The sequence below is a fragment of the Variimorphobacter saccharofermentans genome, assembly GCF_014174405.1.
GTDB classification, from domain to species: Bacteria; Bacillota; Clostridia; order Lachnospirales; family Lachnospiraceae; genus Mobilitalea; species Mobilitalea saccharofermentans.
Window position 1 is genome coordinate 1,363,423 of record NZ_JACEGA010000001.1, and the last position, 17,205, is coordinate 1,380,627.

The 17,205-nt window shown below is 37.6% G+C and carries 10 protein-coding genes; all 10 read left to right on the plus strand.

The genetic code is table 11. From position 1 onward, the window contains the following. The first annotated feature begins 43 nt into the window (after nt 1-43). The gene (locus H0486_RS05985; RefSeq protein WP_228352135.1) at nt 44-1,369 is read left to right on the plus strand and encodes an MATE family efflux transporter; all 1,326 of its coding nucleotides are present in this window, start codon (nt 44-46) and stop codon (nt 1,367-1,369) included. Between the two features lie 270 nt (nt 1,370-1,639). Continuing rightward, complete coding sequence (locus tag H0486_RS05990; protein WP_228352136.1) at nt 1,640-2,005, plus strand: ArsR/SmtB family transcription factor; 366 nt, start codon at nt 1,640-1,642, stop codon at nt 2,003-2,005. A 26-nt stretch (nt 2,006-2,031) separates the two neighbouring features. Continuing rightward, entirely contained in the window at nt 2,032-4,149 is a 2,118-nt protein-coding gene (locus tag H0486_RS05995; protein WP_228352137.1) for a heavy metal translocating P-type ATPase, read from the plus strand. Between the two features lie 20 nt (nt 4,150-4,169). Beyond that, nucleotides 4,170-5,066, plus strand: a complete 897-nt coding sequence (locus tag H0486_RS06000) for an alpha-hydroxy acid oxidase (protein ID WP_228352138.1) — start codon at nt 4,170-4,172, stop codon at nt 5,064-5,066. A 252-nt stretch (nt 5,067-5,318) separates the two neighbouring features. Further along, nucleotides 5,319-9,107 carry an Ig-like domain-containing protein gene (locus tag H0486_RS06005; protein ID WP_228352139.1) on the plus strand — a complete coding sequence of 1,263 codons (3,789 nt, stop codon included), beginning with the start codon at nt 5,319-5,321 and terminating at the stop codon, nt 9,105-9,107. A gap of 433 nt (nt 9,108-9,540) precedes the next feature. After that, nucleotides 9,541-11,226: a DNA repair protein RecN gene (gene recN, locus H0486_RS06010; protein WP_228352140.1), complete on the plus strand. Its 1,686-nt coding sequence runs from the start codon at nt 9,541-9,543 to the stop codon at nt 11,224-11,226. A gap of 138 nt (nt 11,227-11,364) precedes the next feature. Beyond that, nucleotides 11,365-12,660: a SpoIVB peptidase gene (gene spoIVB / locus H0486_RS06015; protein WP_228352141.1), complete on the plus strand. Its 1,296-nt coding sequence runs from the start codon at nt 11,365-11,367 to the stop codon at nt 12,658-12,660. A 548-nt stretch (nt 12,661-13,208) separates the two neighbouring features. Beyond that, nucleotides 13,209-14,009: a sporulation transcription factor Spo0A gene (gene spo0A / locus H0486_RS06020; protein ID WP_228352142.1), complete on the plus strand. Its 801-nt coding sequence runs from the start codon at nt 13,209-13,211 to the stop codon at nt 14,007-14,009. A 262-nt stretch (nt 14,010-14,271) separates the two neighbouring features. Next, nucleotides 14,272-15,942, plus strand: a complete 1,671-nt coding sequence (locus H0486_RS06025; RefSeq protein WP_228352143.1) for a Na/Pi cotransporter family protein — start codon at nt 14,272-14,274, stop codon at nt 15,940-15,942. 230 nt (nt 15,943-16,172) lie between these two features. Continuing rightward, the gene (gene gap / locus H0486_RS06030; protein ID WP_228352144.1) at nt 16,173-17,186 is read left to right on the plus strand and encodes a type I glyceraldehyde-3-phosphate dehydrogenase; all 1,014 of its coding nucleotides are present in this window, start codon (nt 16,173-16,175) and stop codon (nt 17,184-17,186) included. The last annotated feature ends 19 nt before the right edge of the window (nt 17,187-17,205 follow it).

A 17,205-nucleotide genomic window follows, 5' to 3' on the forward strand; every position in this document is an offset into this window, starting at 1 on the left:
ACATAAAGTTAAAAAATGTAAGAATAAATATAGGGGTAATTGGATGTTTACAAGGAAAGATTTAATAAAACTAATAATTCCATTGATTATTGAACAGGTACTAGCGGTTACTGTAGGTATGGCCGATAGCATGATGGTAGCCAGAGTCGGAGAAACAGCAGTATCTGGGGTATCCCTAGTTGATTCTTTAAATGTATTATTAATCGGCTTATTTAGTGCCTTAGCCACGGGCGGTGCTGTCGTTTCGTCCCAGTATTTAGGTCATAAGGATGAGGATAATGCCTGTGTTGCCGGCGAACAGCTGATTGCGATTACCTTTATGATCTCTCTGGTACTAATGGTTCTTACCTTTGCGTTGGGTAAATATGCACTCATTCTTTTGTTTGGAGATGTTGAGACCGCAGTAATGGCCAATGCCAGAATCTATTTGTTCTATTCTGCTATGTCGTATCCTTTCATTGCGGTCTATAATGCATGTGCAGCATTATTCCGGTCCATGGGTAATTCTAAAATATCAATGATTACTTCCGCTATTATGAACTTAATAAATATTATCGGAAATGCTATTTTAATCTTTGGATTTGATATGGGAGTAGCAGGTGCAGCAATAGCAACACTAATTTCAAGAATTTTTGCGGCAATGATTATGCTTATCCTGTTAAAAAACACAAATCTGCCGATTCATATACAAGCACTGCGTAGCCTACGAATTAATTTCTCAATGATAAAACGCATTTTGCGTATAGGTGTTCCGAATGGTATGGAAAACAGTGTATTTCAAATTGGTAAAATCCTTGTTCAAGGAATTACAGCAAGTCTTGGTACTTCTGCAATAACAGCAACTGCAATAGCCGGAAATGTGGGTGGATTAGGTGTCCTCCCGGGTTCTGCTATGAGTCTTGCGTTGATTACAGTAGTTGGACGCTGTGTCGGAGCAAGAGATTACGATGGGGTCAAATTGTATACGAAAAAATTAATTAAGATTGCGTATATAGTAATGGGTATTCTGAATATTATGATCATAATCATGATACCGTTAATCCTAAAATTATATAGTCTGACTGAAGAAACAGGGAGCATAGCTTCTGAGTTAATTACATACCATTGCATTCTTTCGTCCTTGATTTGGCCGTTGTCATTTTCATTACCTAACGCACTACGCGCTGCAAACGATGTAAAATACACAATGTGGGTATCCATGATATCTATGTGGATATGGAGAATTGCATTCAGCTACATATTGGCAATTACTCTGGAAATAGGCGTGCTGGGTGTATGGATTGCAATGACCATTGACTGGCTCTTTCGCTCTATTTGTTTTGTGGTCCGTTTTCGAAAGGAAAAATACCGGTCTATGGGAATGCTGTAATAGGATGCTTGTTTAAGCAAGCTGATCATAACGTCAATACTATTTATATGAGAAATGGAATATGCTGATGCAGTTGTAGTTTATTTGCAGCTGATCAGCATATTTTTTATGCTTTATTTTTATATTGATGAATTTAAGAGTCTATTAAATTATGGTTGCATTTTTGTAAATACTGGCATATAATGTTTATAACAGTTGAACAATTAATCAACTAATCAATCATATAAAATGATATAAAGTATATTGCCAAGCTGGCGGAACGGAGGAATTATGAATCAGGAGAATAAATCAAGTATCTGTGATTGTGATGTGATACACGCTGATGTGGTGGATAAGGTTAAGAACAGTATGCCCAATGATGAAAAGCTTTATGATCTGGCAGATTTTTTTAAGATATTTGGCGATAGTACCAGACTAAAAATATTATGGGCACTTGACCGTGAGGAAATGTGCGTATGTGATCTTGCTGTACTTTTAAATATGACAAAATCGGCAATTTCCCATCAATTAAAAACTCTGCGTCAGGAGAAGCTGGTAAAGTATCGAAGAGATGGTAAGAATGCATTCTATTCCCTGCAGGATGACCATGTACAGAATATTCTGGAGATTGGATTAGAACATATCGAAGAGGCATAATCTAACATTGCAGAGGAGTCATGAGTATGAGGAAAGAATATATTCTGGAAGGGCTATGCTGTGCGAATTGTGCAGCAAAGATAGAAAAGGAAGTACGGGCATTATTCGGAGTTCTGGAGGCCAATATTAACCTTGTGAATTGTAAGCTGAGTATTCAATTAGCGGATGGTGTAGATACGGATTTGACCCAGGTGATAAAGCAGATTGTCGCATCACATGAGCCTTCAGTGAAAGTCATTAAACATGATGAGGACAAAGAGGAAGTAGGAACAAAGCAGGAGAAAAAGGAAACAATGGATGAAAATAAAATCTTTCTCGTGCGTCTGGCTATCACGGTTGTATTAACAGCCTTATGTTCTGTTATAAATATACAGGATCATATTAAAATAATTGTATTAGCAATAGCTTATCTGGTGATAGGCTATGAAGTATTAATGAATGCAATAAAGAATATCCTAAGGGGAAAGTTGTTTGATGAGAACTTTCTTATGGGATTTGCGTCCTTAGCGGCATTTATAATCGGGGATCAGTTAGAAGCAATCTCGGTACTGGTTTTCTATGAGATTGGGGAGCTACTACAGGATATGGCTGTTAACAAATCAAGAAAGAACATTGCCGATCTTATGGACATAAGACCGGATTATGCCAATAAAATGGTGGGTGAACGAATTGAAGCTCTTCCTCCGGAGAAAATAGAGGTAGGAGATATTATCTTGGTAAAGCCGGGAGAGAAAATACCATTGGATGGTATGGTTGTAAAGGGAAACAGCTTTATTGATACCAGGGCACTTACCGGTGAAAGTGTTCCGAGAGAAGTAACAGTCGATGATATGGTGCTCTCAGGTACGATAAGTACCAATGGTTTATTGGAGATTAAGGTTACTAAGCCATATGGAGAAGCAACAGTCAGTAAGATATTAGAGCTGGTACAGAATGCCGGTAGTAAGAAAGCAGAAAGTGAAAAATTCATTACCAGGTTTGCGAATTACTATACCCCGATCGTTGTTATTCTTGCAATAGCGGTTGCGGTATTTCCTCCTCTATTTGGGTTTGGAACTTTTACACAATGGCTATACCGTGCCTTAAGCTTTCTGATTATATCATGCCCATGCGCCCTTGTAATCTCAATTCCGCTCAGCTTTTTTGGGGGGATTGGAGGTGGAGCAAAGCATGGTGTTCTCATTAAGGGAGGCAATTATCTGGATGCGTTAAAACAGGTGGACACCATTGTATTCGATAAAACCGGAACACTTACACAAGGAATATTCGAGGTGTCAAATGTATGTCCCATGGATGGAGTGGATGAAAGCTATTTAGTCCGTATGGCCGCAATAGCAGAGAGTCAATCCACACATCCGATTGCAAAATCCATTCTAGCCTACTATAATAATATCAGTAAGGATAAAGCAATGCAGCCTGTCCAGATTAATGAACTGGCAGGACATGGTGTAGTAGCTGATACAGAATCCGAGGTTATTTATGCCGGTAATGAAAAACTAATGAAGCAGCATAATATTGATGTGCCACAGAATCATAGCGCAGGAAGTATTGTTCATGTTGCAGTGAATGAGAATTATCTGGGATATATTTTGATCGATGATGTTATAAAGCCAGAAACAAAGGGCGTTATGAGGGAATTAAAGCAATTAGGAGTAAAAAGAACCATCATGCTCACTGGTGATCATGAAGAAGCAGCAAAAGCAGTAGCTAAGCTATGCCAAGTGGATGAATATCAGTCGGAATTGCTACCACAGGACAAAGTAGCCTGGTTTGATAAGTATAAAAACCAGGCGGGTATGAGCGGCAAGATTGCATTCGTCGGTGACGGTATTAATGATGCACCGGTACTGGCAGGAGCCGATATTGGTATTGCTATGGGTGGTATCGGATCGGACGCAGCGATTGAAGCAGCAGATATTGTAATAATGAATGACGAAATCGGGAAAGTTGTTACAGCAATTAAAATCGCTCGTAAGACAAAAAAGATCGTCATACAGAATATCGTATTCGCATTATCTGTTAAGGCTATTATTATGCTATTATCCTTTTTCGGAATAACCTCCATCTGGTTCGCAATATTTGCAGATGTTGGTGTTGCACTCTTGGCACTATTAAATGCCTTAAGAGCGATGTCTATAAAATAATAAACTAGAGGAGAACAAACATGAGTACACAACCAAATGCAAATCCGGGAGATTCTAATAAAATAACAAGAGACTACTTCGATTCCCTTCTGATTGAGATGAGACATATCGATGCTGTTTTACCATCTACGACCTTTGAGCTCTATGGAGAAACATTTTCAACACCAATCATGACTGCTGCATTATCTCATTTAGGCAATTGTCATCCGAACGGGATGGCTGAACTGGCGAAAGGAGCGTATGCTGCCAGGGCTGTTATGTGGGCTGGTATGGGTGATGAAGAGGAATTGGAAGCCATTGTAGGAACCGGAGCCAGAACCATTAAGATTATTAAGCCATATGCAGATCATGATTTGATATTCAAAAAGATTGAACATGCGGAAAAATGTGGAGCTTTGGCAGTTGGAATGGATTTAGATCATTCCTTCAATGGAAAGGGACAATATGATACGGTACTTGGATATCAAATGACGTCAAAATCCATGGAAGACTTAAAAAGCTTCATACAGGCGACTAAGCTACCATTTATTATTAAGGGCGTGCTGAGTGAACAAGATGCATATCGATGTATCGAACTGGGTGTTAAGGGTATTGTTGTTTCACACCATCATGGTATTCAGAATTATGCGGTACCTCCACTTATGATATTACCGAAAATAGCCAAAGTGATTGATAACCAAATCCCGATTTTTGTTGATTGTGGAATCTCAAATGGAATGGACGCATTTAAAGCGATAGCGCTTGGGGCTTCGGCAGTATCTGTGGGACGCACGCTCATGGAGGTATTGTCCCAGGGTGGAGCAGTGGCCGTACAGAGGAAACTGGAAGAAATGACGGCAGAACTTGCAGGAGTGATGGCGCGTACCTGTTCTGCAGAGCTGAAGGATATAGATCCCAGGGTAATATGGCATAGGTAATTAGTCTTAACTGATTAGGATACGAAGCAATACATCGAAATAATAAGGCTGTGAGAACGACGGATTACTGGCCCGGATAGGCATTTTCGGCAGACAAAGACATCGTTTCCATCGCCTTATTTTTTATTGCTTTTCCAACATATAATGACACAGAAGTGCCAAATATTACATGTATAATTTGACTAAAGTAGCTAATAAAATCCATATTATTGCCGATATATTCAATATGATAAGGTTTTTGGGAGGTAACGTATGACTAATATGAGAAAACTTGGCTTAACGTTTTTGTTTGGCTTTTTATTCACAATTGCATTTCTTGGCTTTTCGGACCGGGAAGCAATGGCTTCTGCAACGACATTACCTGATTTTTATTTTAAATTTGAGGGTGTCAAACGGGACGATGGTTCTGAATATGTGATGACGGATGACGATGTGGATCTGATTGTTACATCGGATGAGTGGGCAGTTCCACCGGATGTAGAGTGGTCAAGCTCTGAGCATGGGATTGTCACTTTCCAGACAACAGGAGCTCCCAATAGAGTAAGATTGATAAGAAAAAGCCCCGGGTATGCTACTATTACAGCAACCATGAGGAAAGATGGATTAGAGAAGGTTATCAACTGTAGAATAAAAGTGAATCTGGCTATTGATTATATTAAGACAGATCTACGAACAATTACGATTAGTAATAATAAGGTTTTATACCTGGATCCTCATGATCCATCAAACAGTGAGAAACGGATATTCCTTCAAGGAGTTTCCTATAATGCACAGGGTGAAGCGCTTGCGGTATCCGGATCCTCCCTTTCTATACCAGCTGTTATATGGGAAAGTGGGGATGAGAGTGTTGCAACGGTGGATAAGGGACTTGTAAAAGCAGTAGGTCCAGGATCGACGACTATAACGGTCAGGAGTATCGTTGGTGACCCAATGGAAGCATCGTTGAGGGTCGTTGTAAAACCGGAGTTTGATATAAGGTTTGGTACTACAACACAACACTCCAGTGAAAGCAATACGGCAAGTGCAATCGAGAATGTTCCTTCCAGTTTTATTATCAGTACCCAGACGAATAATGCTGCTAAGTTAAAGTGGGAGATATATGACTGCAGTAACAATCAAAGAATACCAGAGGGTTCTTCGGGTAAGATGTCATATACAGTTAGTCTCGGAAATATCCTCTTTGATAATGTGAAGGCCGGTACTTATGAAATCTATGCGTTTGCAGCGGATGATTTTTATAAAGAAACGAACGTTCCGTATGCATATATGAAGATTGAAGTACCAATAAATTTTAAAGATCAGAATGTGGTTATGTCAGTGGGTGATACCTATAGCCTGTTTACAAATACTAACATTCCTTCAGATAATATATTCAGTACAGTAATTTATGATCCGAACAATACCAATGTGGTACGCTATTCAGACGGTATTATAACCGCTCGAGGTGAAGGTAAGGTAAAGCTCACCTTTGTATACGATCCCTCGACGAAATTATTCTCTGGTTCGCCAGCGGATATGACCATTAATATTACAGTAATAGACGGAATTTCCTTAAGCACATCAAAAGCAACCATGCCGGCAAATGGAACATTGTTACTTGATGCGATCTTAACGAATAAAGATATTACCCGATATCCCGTTACATGGAGTTCAGAGGATCCCAGTATAGCGACAGTGGATTCAAAGGGTCTGGTTACAGCAACATCAAAAGCAGGTACTACAAGAATTATTGCAACTCAGGTTATCAACGGTGTCGCAAAAAGAGCAGTTTGTGAAGTTACTGTACAACCGACCATGAATTCCATTACAATGACGCCGGATAAATTACCCCTTCCTATTAACGGAATCGATACAATAACAGCTACAATTAACCCGGAAGGTTTATCCGATGTGAAGCTTGTTTGGAAATCCTCGAATCCAGATATCGTAAGCATTGAAAGAGTGAATGGTTTCACCGCTACGGTTAGGGGAGGAAGTACAGGTGGACATGCTGTTATCACAGCAATTAATCAGGATAATGTAGTAGTTGGATATTGCCATGTCACTGTTCATCAGCCTGTGGATAAGATTACATTATCGGAAACAAACGTTACCATGGCATTTTCTCAGAAGAGTCTTCAGCTTCGTGCCATTGTCAGTCCTGAGAATGCAGTTAATAAAGATATTGTGTGGGAAACTTCTGATCCTTCAGTGGCAACTGTAACAGAAAACGGTTTGGTTGAATTTAAGAAGGCAGGTACGGTAGCCATTGTTGCAGTTTCAGTAGATAACCCCAATGCAAGAGCAATTTGTAATATTAATATACAGATTCCTGTTACAGGGATTACTCTGACGAATAAATCAATCGTGATGTATTCGGGAGAAACAACAAAAATAGGTTATTCACTCAACCCTGCAAATTCAACAAATAGTGCAGTAACCTGGTCATCTTCTAACAATGCGATCGTTACCGTAGACGCTACCGGTAAAGTTACTGCGAAGGGACCTGGTACGGCGACAATTATTGTTAGATCGGCAGATGGTGGATATACTGCTTATTGTACAGTTACTGTACGCCGTGTAGCTTCCGGTGTTAAGTTAGATGCCTCTGACCTGTCACTTAAGGTTGGTGAAAGCTATCAATTAAAAGCAACGTTATCACCGGCAGACAGTACGGAAGTGAAGCTTACCTGGGAGACTACTGATAATAAAGTAGTATCCGTAGATGGAAATGGTAAATTACAGGCAAAGAGCAGTGGTTCAGCAATTATCTTTGTGAAAACAGAAGGCGGTGGAACCGCATTCTGTAAGGTTACGGTTAGCCAACCAGTACAAGGAGTGATTCTAAACTTTTCTGAGAAGACTGTTTATATTGGTCAGACAGTGAAATTTAAGGCCTCAGTAACACCAAGTGAGGCTACCAATCTTCGTGTAACCTGGAAGAGTTCAAATGAAAAGGTTGCAACGGTAAATGCAGATGGTGAAGTAACCGGTAAAGCAGGTGGTATGACGGTGATTACCTGTACTACTGTGGATGGTGGACATACAGCTACCTGTATCGTTACAGTCAGAGAGCCAGTTACTTCGATTACACTCAATTATGACAGCTACAGTATAGGTGTTGGCAAAACAGTTCAGCTGAGAGCTACTGTGATATCAGAGACAGCAACAGACCAGACAGTTAAGTGGGTATCCAGTAATCCAAAGGTTGCTACTGTAAACTCCAAAGGTAAGGTAACCGGTATTAAATACGGAAAAGCAACCATTACGGCAATCGCACAGGATGGAACCGAAGTGGAAGCATCCTGTGAAATCAGAGTAGTAGTCCCTGCTACCAGTGTAACTCTGAATAAAGGATATTTATCCATGCTGGTTGGTGAGAGAAAATCTTTAAAAGCAACGATAAAACCTAACAATGCTACCTTTAAAACAGCAAAATGGAAATCCAGTGATACCTCCATTGCAATTGTTGATGATAATGGAGTGGTTACAGCCATCAAATCAGGAGAAGTAACCATAACAGCAGAAGCAAAGGATAACAGTGGTAAAAAGGCAATTTGCTATGTTACAATTCGTGACCGTCAGCCTGCTACCAGTGTTACCGTAATGGATAAGAAGCTTATCATGGTTCCTGGAGAGCAGAAGACAGTACAGGTCGTAATAAGTCCTGCGACTTCAACAGATAGTCATACTTGGAGTACGGATAATGCTTCCATTGTTCAGGTAGATCGTAAGACAGGAAAGATTGTTGCCAGAGCGACCGGAACAGCAGTAGTAACAGTAATGACTGATTCCGGAAAGACAGCAACAATTGAAGTAACCGTAATTGGTTTAAGCAGAACAAGCTTAACCCTTGAGCAATATACAGAATATGTATTAACGGTAGAAGGTACGAATTCCTCTGTGGGATGGGACATTGATAATCCTAATGTGGCAGTACTTAGGAGAAGTGGTAATAACAGTGTCACAGTCAGTACAAAAGCGACCGGAACAGCAACCATTACAGCTCATGTAAATGGACGTAAGCTGGTATGTAAACTGAAGGTTACTAAGATCAAATAAATCATGAGTTGATTGATATAGGGCTGTTGCATTATATGCTATCAAGTACTATGACTTACCATAATGCACTGTCGGAAGAACATATTACTGCTTTTATATGGATAAGGCAAACTTTTATGTCCGCCTAAGACATATAAAAGCAGTTACTTCCGTCTGTGTGTGAGGTAAGTCATAGTACTTGATGGAACATTATGAAACAGCCCTTTTTCAACAAGATTAGAGTGTCAAAAGTCTAACTAAAAACAGAGAGGTTAATATTGGTGCATATATATTCATCTGTAGTTTTGTGCAGTCTGTATAATAGGCTTTAATATATTCGTAGTTTTCGACAAGGTAGAAAGTTTGGATTGATAAACAAATTTTCCTATGATAGAATGAGAATGAAGGCAGAACGTATGTTTTAACGGAAATCAGAAGGAAATGAGGGATATCATTGCTTGTTAGTCTGCATGTCAAGAATTTTGCTATTATAAATGAAGTAGAAGTATATTTTAAAGACCATCTGAATATATTGACCGGTGAGACTGGAGCAGGAAAATCCATCATTATTGGTTCAGTTAATGCTGCACTTGGTGCGAAGATCAGTAAAGATATGATCCGCAATGGAGCGGATTATGCATTCATAGAATTAGTATTCGAAACTGAGGATAAAGCAGTATTACAGGCTATGAATGAGCTGGATATTCCAATGGATGATAATCAGATTATTATTTCAAGAAAAATCATGTCGGGAAGAAGTATATCCAAGATTAATGGGGAGAATGTTACTGCAGCTGCTTTATCAACCATTGCTGAATTACTGATTGATATCCATGGACAACACGAACACCAGTCATTGCTACATAAATCAAAGCATTTGGAAATCGTGGACCATTTTGCGAAGGACGAAATTGGAGAACTAAAGCAGGAGCTGGAGCAATGCTATAAACGTTATGTGAAAGCGAAACAGGAATTTGATCAGACAGGTATGGATGAAGAGAAACGCTTGCGAGAGATTTCTTTTTTGGAGTATGAGCTGAATGAAATTGAACAGGCTGCGTTGGTCCCAGGAGAAGATGAGGAGCTGACAGCCCGGTACAAAAAACTATCTAACGCTAATACCATATCTGAAGGATTACAGACAGTCTATCAGCTTACCGGATATGAGGCAGCTTCTGCTGGTGATGCGATCGGACGAGCCTTACGTACTCTCATGAAGCTGGCAGAATATGATGAAACTATTCAGGGCTTTTTGAACGAGGTTTCTGATATCGATGGTCTATTAAATGATTTTAACAGGGATTTATCCCAATATTTATCTGCCATGGAGAACCCGGAGGAAGAACTGCATGAGGTTACCAAACGTCTTGATCAGATAAATCATTTAAAAGCAAAGTATGGCAATTCTATAGATCAAATAATTGCATATGGCAAAGAATGTGAGACAAAGCTTGTACAATATCGAGATTATGATGAATACCGAAGCAAGCTTAATAAAATACTAATTCAAGAGGAAGAAAGTCTTAATCGATTATGTGAAACCCTTTCAGAGATTCGAAAAAGAAAGGCAAAGGAGCTTACTCTGAAAATAAAAGAAGCACTGGTTGCATTAAACTTTCTCGATGTTAAATTTGATATAGTATTTGAACAACTTCCGAATTATACCTCCAATGGCTATGATGAGGGGGAATTTATCATATCAACCAATCCGGGAGAAGCTTTAAAACCGCTTTCGAAGGTAGCTTCGGGTGGCGAATTATCCAGAATAATGCTGGGTATAAAATCAGTATTAGCAGATAAGGATGAGATAGAGACTCTGATATTTGATGAAATTGATGTTGGAATCAGCGGAAGAACAGCACAGAAAGTATCCGAACAGCTTTCCACGATAGCAAAACATCATCAAATAATCTGTATCACACATTTAGCACAAATTGCTGCCATGGCAGATACGCATTATATCATTGAAAAGCAAACAGATGGAACAACAACACAGACTATGATTCGGGAGTTGGATAAGGAAGCTTCAATTGACGAATTATCAAGAATTCTCGGTGGTGCAGAGATAACAGATCGTGTTCGTGAAAGTGCAAGAGAGATGAAAGAGCTGGCAGACACTACTAAAAAATACAAACTTTAAAATGAGCAAAATAACGTATTAAAAAAGTGAGGATATACAATACTATGTATATCCTTTTTTGATTGCTCTAATATAGTTATTGCTAGATATATGCAATCATACAGGATTCGTGCATAGAAAAAGGTATGAGGTGAAAGGATGAGGATTAGGAAAAAGTACAGAAAAGTACTAATATACGTATTATTACTTAATATTTTAGTATTATTATTCTTAGTTTATTATAAATTCGTTAGTAGCATTCCTGATGAAATCAAAATTATGGTGGATACGGAAGAAAACTTTGATTTTAATATACCGATGGAAGCCAATATTGAAACAGAAGAGGTTGGTGCTATCAGTGTAAATGATCTAAAGGTACCATCAAATCAGATAAAGATCAATCTAAACGAACCTTTCAGATTAACATCATCTCGAAAAGGAAAATACAGTGTAAATCTAAAACTATTCGGTCTTATCAATTTTAAGAATATATCATTAGATGTAATCGAAGCTTCTGAATTAATACCTTGTGGAAACCCAATTGGAATCTATGTTGAAACAGATGGAATCCTTGTATTAGGAAGTGGAAGAATTACGGGAGAGGATGGGCTTAACTATGAACCGATTACGAACAAACTTAAATCCGGAGATTATATCCTTGCAATAAACAATACTCCTGTTCTCAGAAAAAAAGATTTAATTAATGAAATACAAAATTGTAATGGAAAAGACATTACATTATTAATAAGAAGAAACGAGGAAAAGATAACAGTTCGTGTAACTCCCGTCAGAACGGCAAGCGGTAGTTATAAAATAGGTGCATGGATCAGAGACAATACCCAGGGTATTGGTACTCTGACATTTATTTCACCAGATGGACAATTCGGTGCATTAGGACATGGTATCACAGATATTGATACAGGTTTATTGATGGAGGTAAAGGCTGGGACAATTTATGGGGCGGAGATTATGTCAATTATAAAAGGTAAAGAAGGAGAACCGGGGGAATTAATTGGTATGATCCGGCAAAGTGACAAATATAAGCTCGGAAGTATCACAAATAATACGTATCAGGGCATCTTCGGGAAAATAATAGGATTGAATGAAATCAATAATAACCGAATCATTTCTTCTGAACCTTTGGAGATGGGTCTAAAGCAAGAGGTAGAGCGTGGAAAAGCAACAATTCGATGTACTATCGAGGAAAACGTAGAGGATTATGAAATTGAAATAGAAAGCGTTGACATAAGCAATAGCAATCACAGTAAGGGGATGGTAATTCGAATAACAGATCAAAGACTTCTTGATTTGACAGGGGGAATAGTACAAGGTATGAGTGGAAGCCCAATTATCCAAAATAATAAGATAATAGGTGCAGTTACGCATGTATTTATACAGGATTCAACGAAAGGCTATGGTACATTTATCGAAAACATGGTAAATAATTTAGAATAAAGAATTCTTTTGTTAAAAAAGCGGTCGACGAAATTAGAGTAAAAATATGGAAAATAAATGAAAAATAACAGCAGATAAACTGCTTTTCATAAACAAAAATACAAAATCTTGTGGTTGTATTATTTTTTAGCAATAATCTTTATTTTTCAGTGTCGAATGGTGCGATAAGAAACATTTGATAGTTGGATATGAAGTAGATATAATTCATATATGGCAAAAATTTACAACTGCTAAGATACTATGTGAAACAAAGGAATCAGTGGTACTTCCATCATGCTGTTGATAATTGACTAAATATGTAAAATATTAATAATAAAAGTCATATTATGTTATACGTTTTTTGTGTAATTTGCTAAATGTATAATTGTTGACGCGAAATAATGAAAGATGTATAATATATTCACATAACAACATGAAATCGGAAGAACTGCTTGAAAATTCACAAATAGCGAAATGTGTAATACGGACAACCCAATGACATAAGAAAAATAAGGGGACAAGAGAAAGCGTATGGAGAAGAATTAAAAAATGTATTGGAGGTCAGAGTAATGAGTAAAATTAACGTAGCTATTGTTGATGACAATGAGAGGATGGTGAATCTATTAGAAGATATTCTAAAAGAAGATTCCGATATCGAAGTAGTTGGGAAATCAGAGAATGGTATTGACGCATTAGATATGATTAAAGAGAAAAAGCCGGATGTTGTATTATTAGATTTGATAATGCCGAAGTTAGATGGATTGGGAGTAATGGAGAAAGTTAGAAAGGATTCCGAATTCAAAAAGAATCCTTCTTTTATTGTAATTACGGCGATAGGTCAAGAAGGAGTTACAGAAAATGCCTTTGAACTAGGTGCAAATTACTATATTATGAAGCCATTTGACAATAATGTAATCTTGTCACGTATCAAGCAGGTTAAAGGTGACTACCATAGTAAACTAATTGATAACCATAGAGTTAGTACCTATGAAAATAAAAGCAATTATATGGAAAGAAATCTTGAATCGGATGTAACGAATATCATTCATGAAATTGGGGTTCCGGCACATATAAAAGGATATCAGTACTTACGAGATGCGATTATGATGTCAGTGAATGATGCAGAGATGTTGAATTCTATCACAAAGCTATTATATCCATCTATTGCAAAACGTCATAAAACTACACCTAGCAGAGTAGAAAGAGCAATACGGCATGCCATTGAAGTTGCCTGGAGCAGAGGAAAGATGGATACAATAGATGAGTTGTTTGGATATACCGTTAGCAATGGTAAGGGTAAGCCAACTAATTCTGAATTTGTTGCTCTCATTGCAGATAAAATACGCTTAGAATATAAATTAAGATCCTAGATATTTGTTGTTAATGGAGAAATGAACAAATTATCTTACGTTATGTGACTATTTTTTGGGGAAGGGAAGAAGGAAGAGAAATCTACTACCAGATTACTCTTCCTTTTTTTGTGAATAGATATCATATGATTCGTAATAATAATTCTGAAAAATCAAAAAATTATATATGAACTTTATAAATTTAATATGGATTCGACCGTTACGGTTATGTTAAAATAAAAACGTTGTGAACTGATACGCTATTTTAACATTGGAGGAAAATATGAGTGCGATTGAAATTCTAGAAATACTTTTTGTATTTGCCGGTGGTTTGGGAATGTTTTTATATGGCATGAATTTAATGGGGGATGGGCTTCAAAAATCTGCCGGTAATAAAATGAAGCGTTTGCTGGGTTATCTCACAAATAATCGCATAATAGCAATTCTTGTAGGAACTTTGGTAACGGGAATAATTCAAAGTTCATCTGCTACAACCGTAATGGTCGTAGGATTTGTCAACGCCGGAATTTTATCGTTGGTACAGGCTGTTGGTGTAATCATGGGAGCTAATATCGGAACTACAGTAACTGCCTGGCTGGTATCTATGAATGAATGGGGTTCGGTGTTAAAACCGGAGTTTTTTGCACCGGCTTTGATAGCAATAGGAGCATTTATTTTATTACTTGCAAAAGACCAGAAAAAGAAGGATATAGCTGAAATTATTATTGGCTTTGGTATCCTTTTCATTGGATTGAAATTTATGTCCGATGTGATTAAGCCATACAGTGATTCTCCGATATTTAGTAACGCATTTCGCGTACTAGGGAAAAATCCACTTCTGGGTATCTTAGTGGGAGCGATCGTCACTGCAATAATACAAAGTTCCTCTGCATCTGTTGGTATTTTACAGACTTTAGCCATGGCTGGAGTAGTTAATTGGAATTCTGCTATATTTATCACACTGGGACAGAATATAGGTACCTGTATTACTGCTTTATTATCCAGTGTAGGTGCAAATAAAACAGCGAAAAGAGCAGCATTTATCCACTTATCATTTAATGTAATTGGTGCTACCATATTTGGAGCAATTATGTTTATTATCTTTCAAATTAATCAAGAATTTGCAGCTTCTAATATCAATAGTATTGAAATATCAGTTTTTCATACTATATTTAATGTATCTAATACGATTATCCTATTTCCGTTTGCAAATTGGCTGGTAAAGCTTTCAGGAGTATTTATTGATGATTCTAAGGTGGAACAGACAGAAGATGAGGTCCATATTACTTTGCGCCATCTTGACGAAAGAATATTAGAGACTCCATCCTTTGCTGTTGAAAACTCTGTTAAAGAAGTTGTGCATATGGGGCAAATCACGCTAAACAATGCAAGAGAGGCAGTGGAAGCATTACTAAAAAACAACAAAGAAAAGGCAGAGAAAGTACTCGAAGTAGAGAAGGTAATTGATTCTCATCAAAAAATAATTACGGAATATCTGGTTAAAATCAATAATTTATCCCTTACAGAAAAACAACATAAATTGGTTAATGACTTATTCTACACGATTACGAATATAGAAAGAGTTGGAGATCATGCAGAAAATCTTGCTGAACTGGCTCTTGAGAAAATCAAAAATAATATTATGTTATCTGAAAGTGCATATGAGGAATTAAAGGATATTTGTAATAAAGCAGTAGATTCCTTTGAGTATGCCATAAGGGCGAGAGAAACAGAAAATGTTGAGTATATCAGAGAAGTGGAGCGGCTTGAAGATATCGTTGATGACATGAAGGATACCTTAAGGCAAAGACATATTGATCGCTTGTCTCAAGGATTATGTACATCAGAAAATGGTGTTATTTTCATAGATGCATTAATTAATCTGGAACGTATCTCAGATCATTCCCTCAATATTGTTAATTATGTGGAAAGTGAATTTCAACCTAGAAACTAGTTTCACATATTAATTCAAAACTGCACAAAAATAAAGAATAAGTAATTCAAAAAGTCAACAGATTGATAATATTAGTGAAATGGACAAAGAAAACCTTGATATTTTTTCTTAAATTAGGTAAAATAAAATTGCTTGAGAAAAAATTATCAAAGTCTCTAAGCCCATAAGTTGATTAATAACTGTCTTCTGGCAGTATATTATAAATTTTAACAATTAGGAGGAATATTATCATGGCAGTAAAAGTAGCAATTAATGGTTTTGGACGTATCGGCCGTCTTGCATTTAGACAGATGTTCGGAGCAGAAGGTTACGAGATCGTAGCAATCAACGATTTAACAGATGCTAAAATGCTAGCTCACTTATTAAAATACGATTCCGCACAGGGAAGATATGCAAAAGCTGATACAGTTGTAGCAAAGGAGAACTCCATCGTTGTTGATGGTAAAGAAATCCAGATCTACGCTAAGGCTAATCCTGCAGAACTACCTTGGGGACAGCTTGGTGTTGACGTAGTACTTGAGTGTACCGGTTTCTTTGCATCTAAAGCAAAATCTCAGGCACATATCGATGCAGGTGCTAAGAAGGTTGTTATCTCCGCTCCGGCTGGCAATGATCTTCCTACCATTGTATTTAGTGTAAATGAGAATACATTAAAAGCAAGCGATACTATTATTTCCGCAGCTTCTTGTACAACAAACTGTTTAGCTCCTATGGCTAACACATTAAATAAATTAGCTCCAATCGAGAAAGGTTTCATGACTACAATCCATGCTTACACAGGTGATCAGATGGTTCTTGATGGTCCTCATAGAAAGGGTGACTTAAGAAGAGCTCGTGCTGCAGCTGTTAATATTGTTCCTAACTCTACAGGTGCTGCAAAAGCAATCGGCCTTGTTATCCCTGAATTAGCTGGTAAGTTAGACGGTGCTGCTCAGAGAGTTCCTGTTCCTACAGGCTCTGTTACAGAATTAGTAGCAGTAGTTAACGGTAAGGTTTCCAAGGATGATGTTAACGCAGCCATGAAAGCAGCAGCAAGCGCATCCTTTGGTTATACAGAAGACGAGCTTGTTTCTTCCGATATCATCGGTATTACTTATGGTTCTTTATTTGATGCAACTCAGACTAAGGTTACTGATATGGAGAATGGTAAGACATTAGTTAAGGTTGTTTCCTGGTATGATAATGAGAATTCATACACAAGCCAGATGGTAAGAACAATTAAATACTTTGCTGAATTAGCATAATAAGATATATGCTTAATTG

Bases quoted from the DNA above. Each gene is read 5' to 3' on its own strand.
- H0486_RS05995 (WP_228352137.1), top strand. From the start codon at position 2,032: ATGAGGAAAGAATATATTCTGGAAGGGCTATGCTGTGCGAATTGTGCA.
- H0486_RS06005 (WP_228352139.1), top strand. From the start codon at position 5,319: ATGACTAATATGAGAAAACTTGGCTTAACGTTTTTGTTTGGCTTTTTA.
- H0486_RS05985 (WP_228352135.1), top strand. From the start codon at position 44: ATGTTTACAAGGAAAGATTTAATAAAACTAATAATTCCATTGATTATT.
- H0486_RS06000 (WP_228352138.1), top strand. From the start codon at position 4,170: ATGAGTACACAACCAAATGCAAATCCGGGAGATTCTAATAAAATAACA.
- H0486_RS06025 (WP_228352143.1), top strand. From the start codon at position 14,272: ATGAGTGCGATTGAAATTCTAGAAATACTTTTTGTATTTGCCGGTGGT.
- spo0A (WP_228352142.1), top strand. From the start codon at position 13,209: ATGAGTAAAATTAACGTAGCTATTGTTGATGACAATGAGAGGATGGTG.
- H0486_RS05990 (WP_228352136.1), top strand. From the start codon at position 1,640: ATGAATCAGGAGAATAAATCAAGTATCTGTGATTGTGATGTGATACAC.
- spoIVB (WP_228352141.1), top strand. From the start codon at position 11,365: ATGAGGATTAGGAAAAAGTACAGAAAAGTACTAATATACGTATTATTA.
- gap (WP_228352144.1), top strand. From the start codon at position 16,173: ATGGCAGTAAAAGTAGCAATTAATGGTTTTGGACGTATCGGCCGTCTT.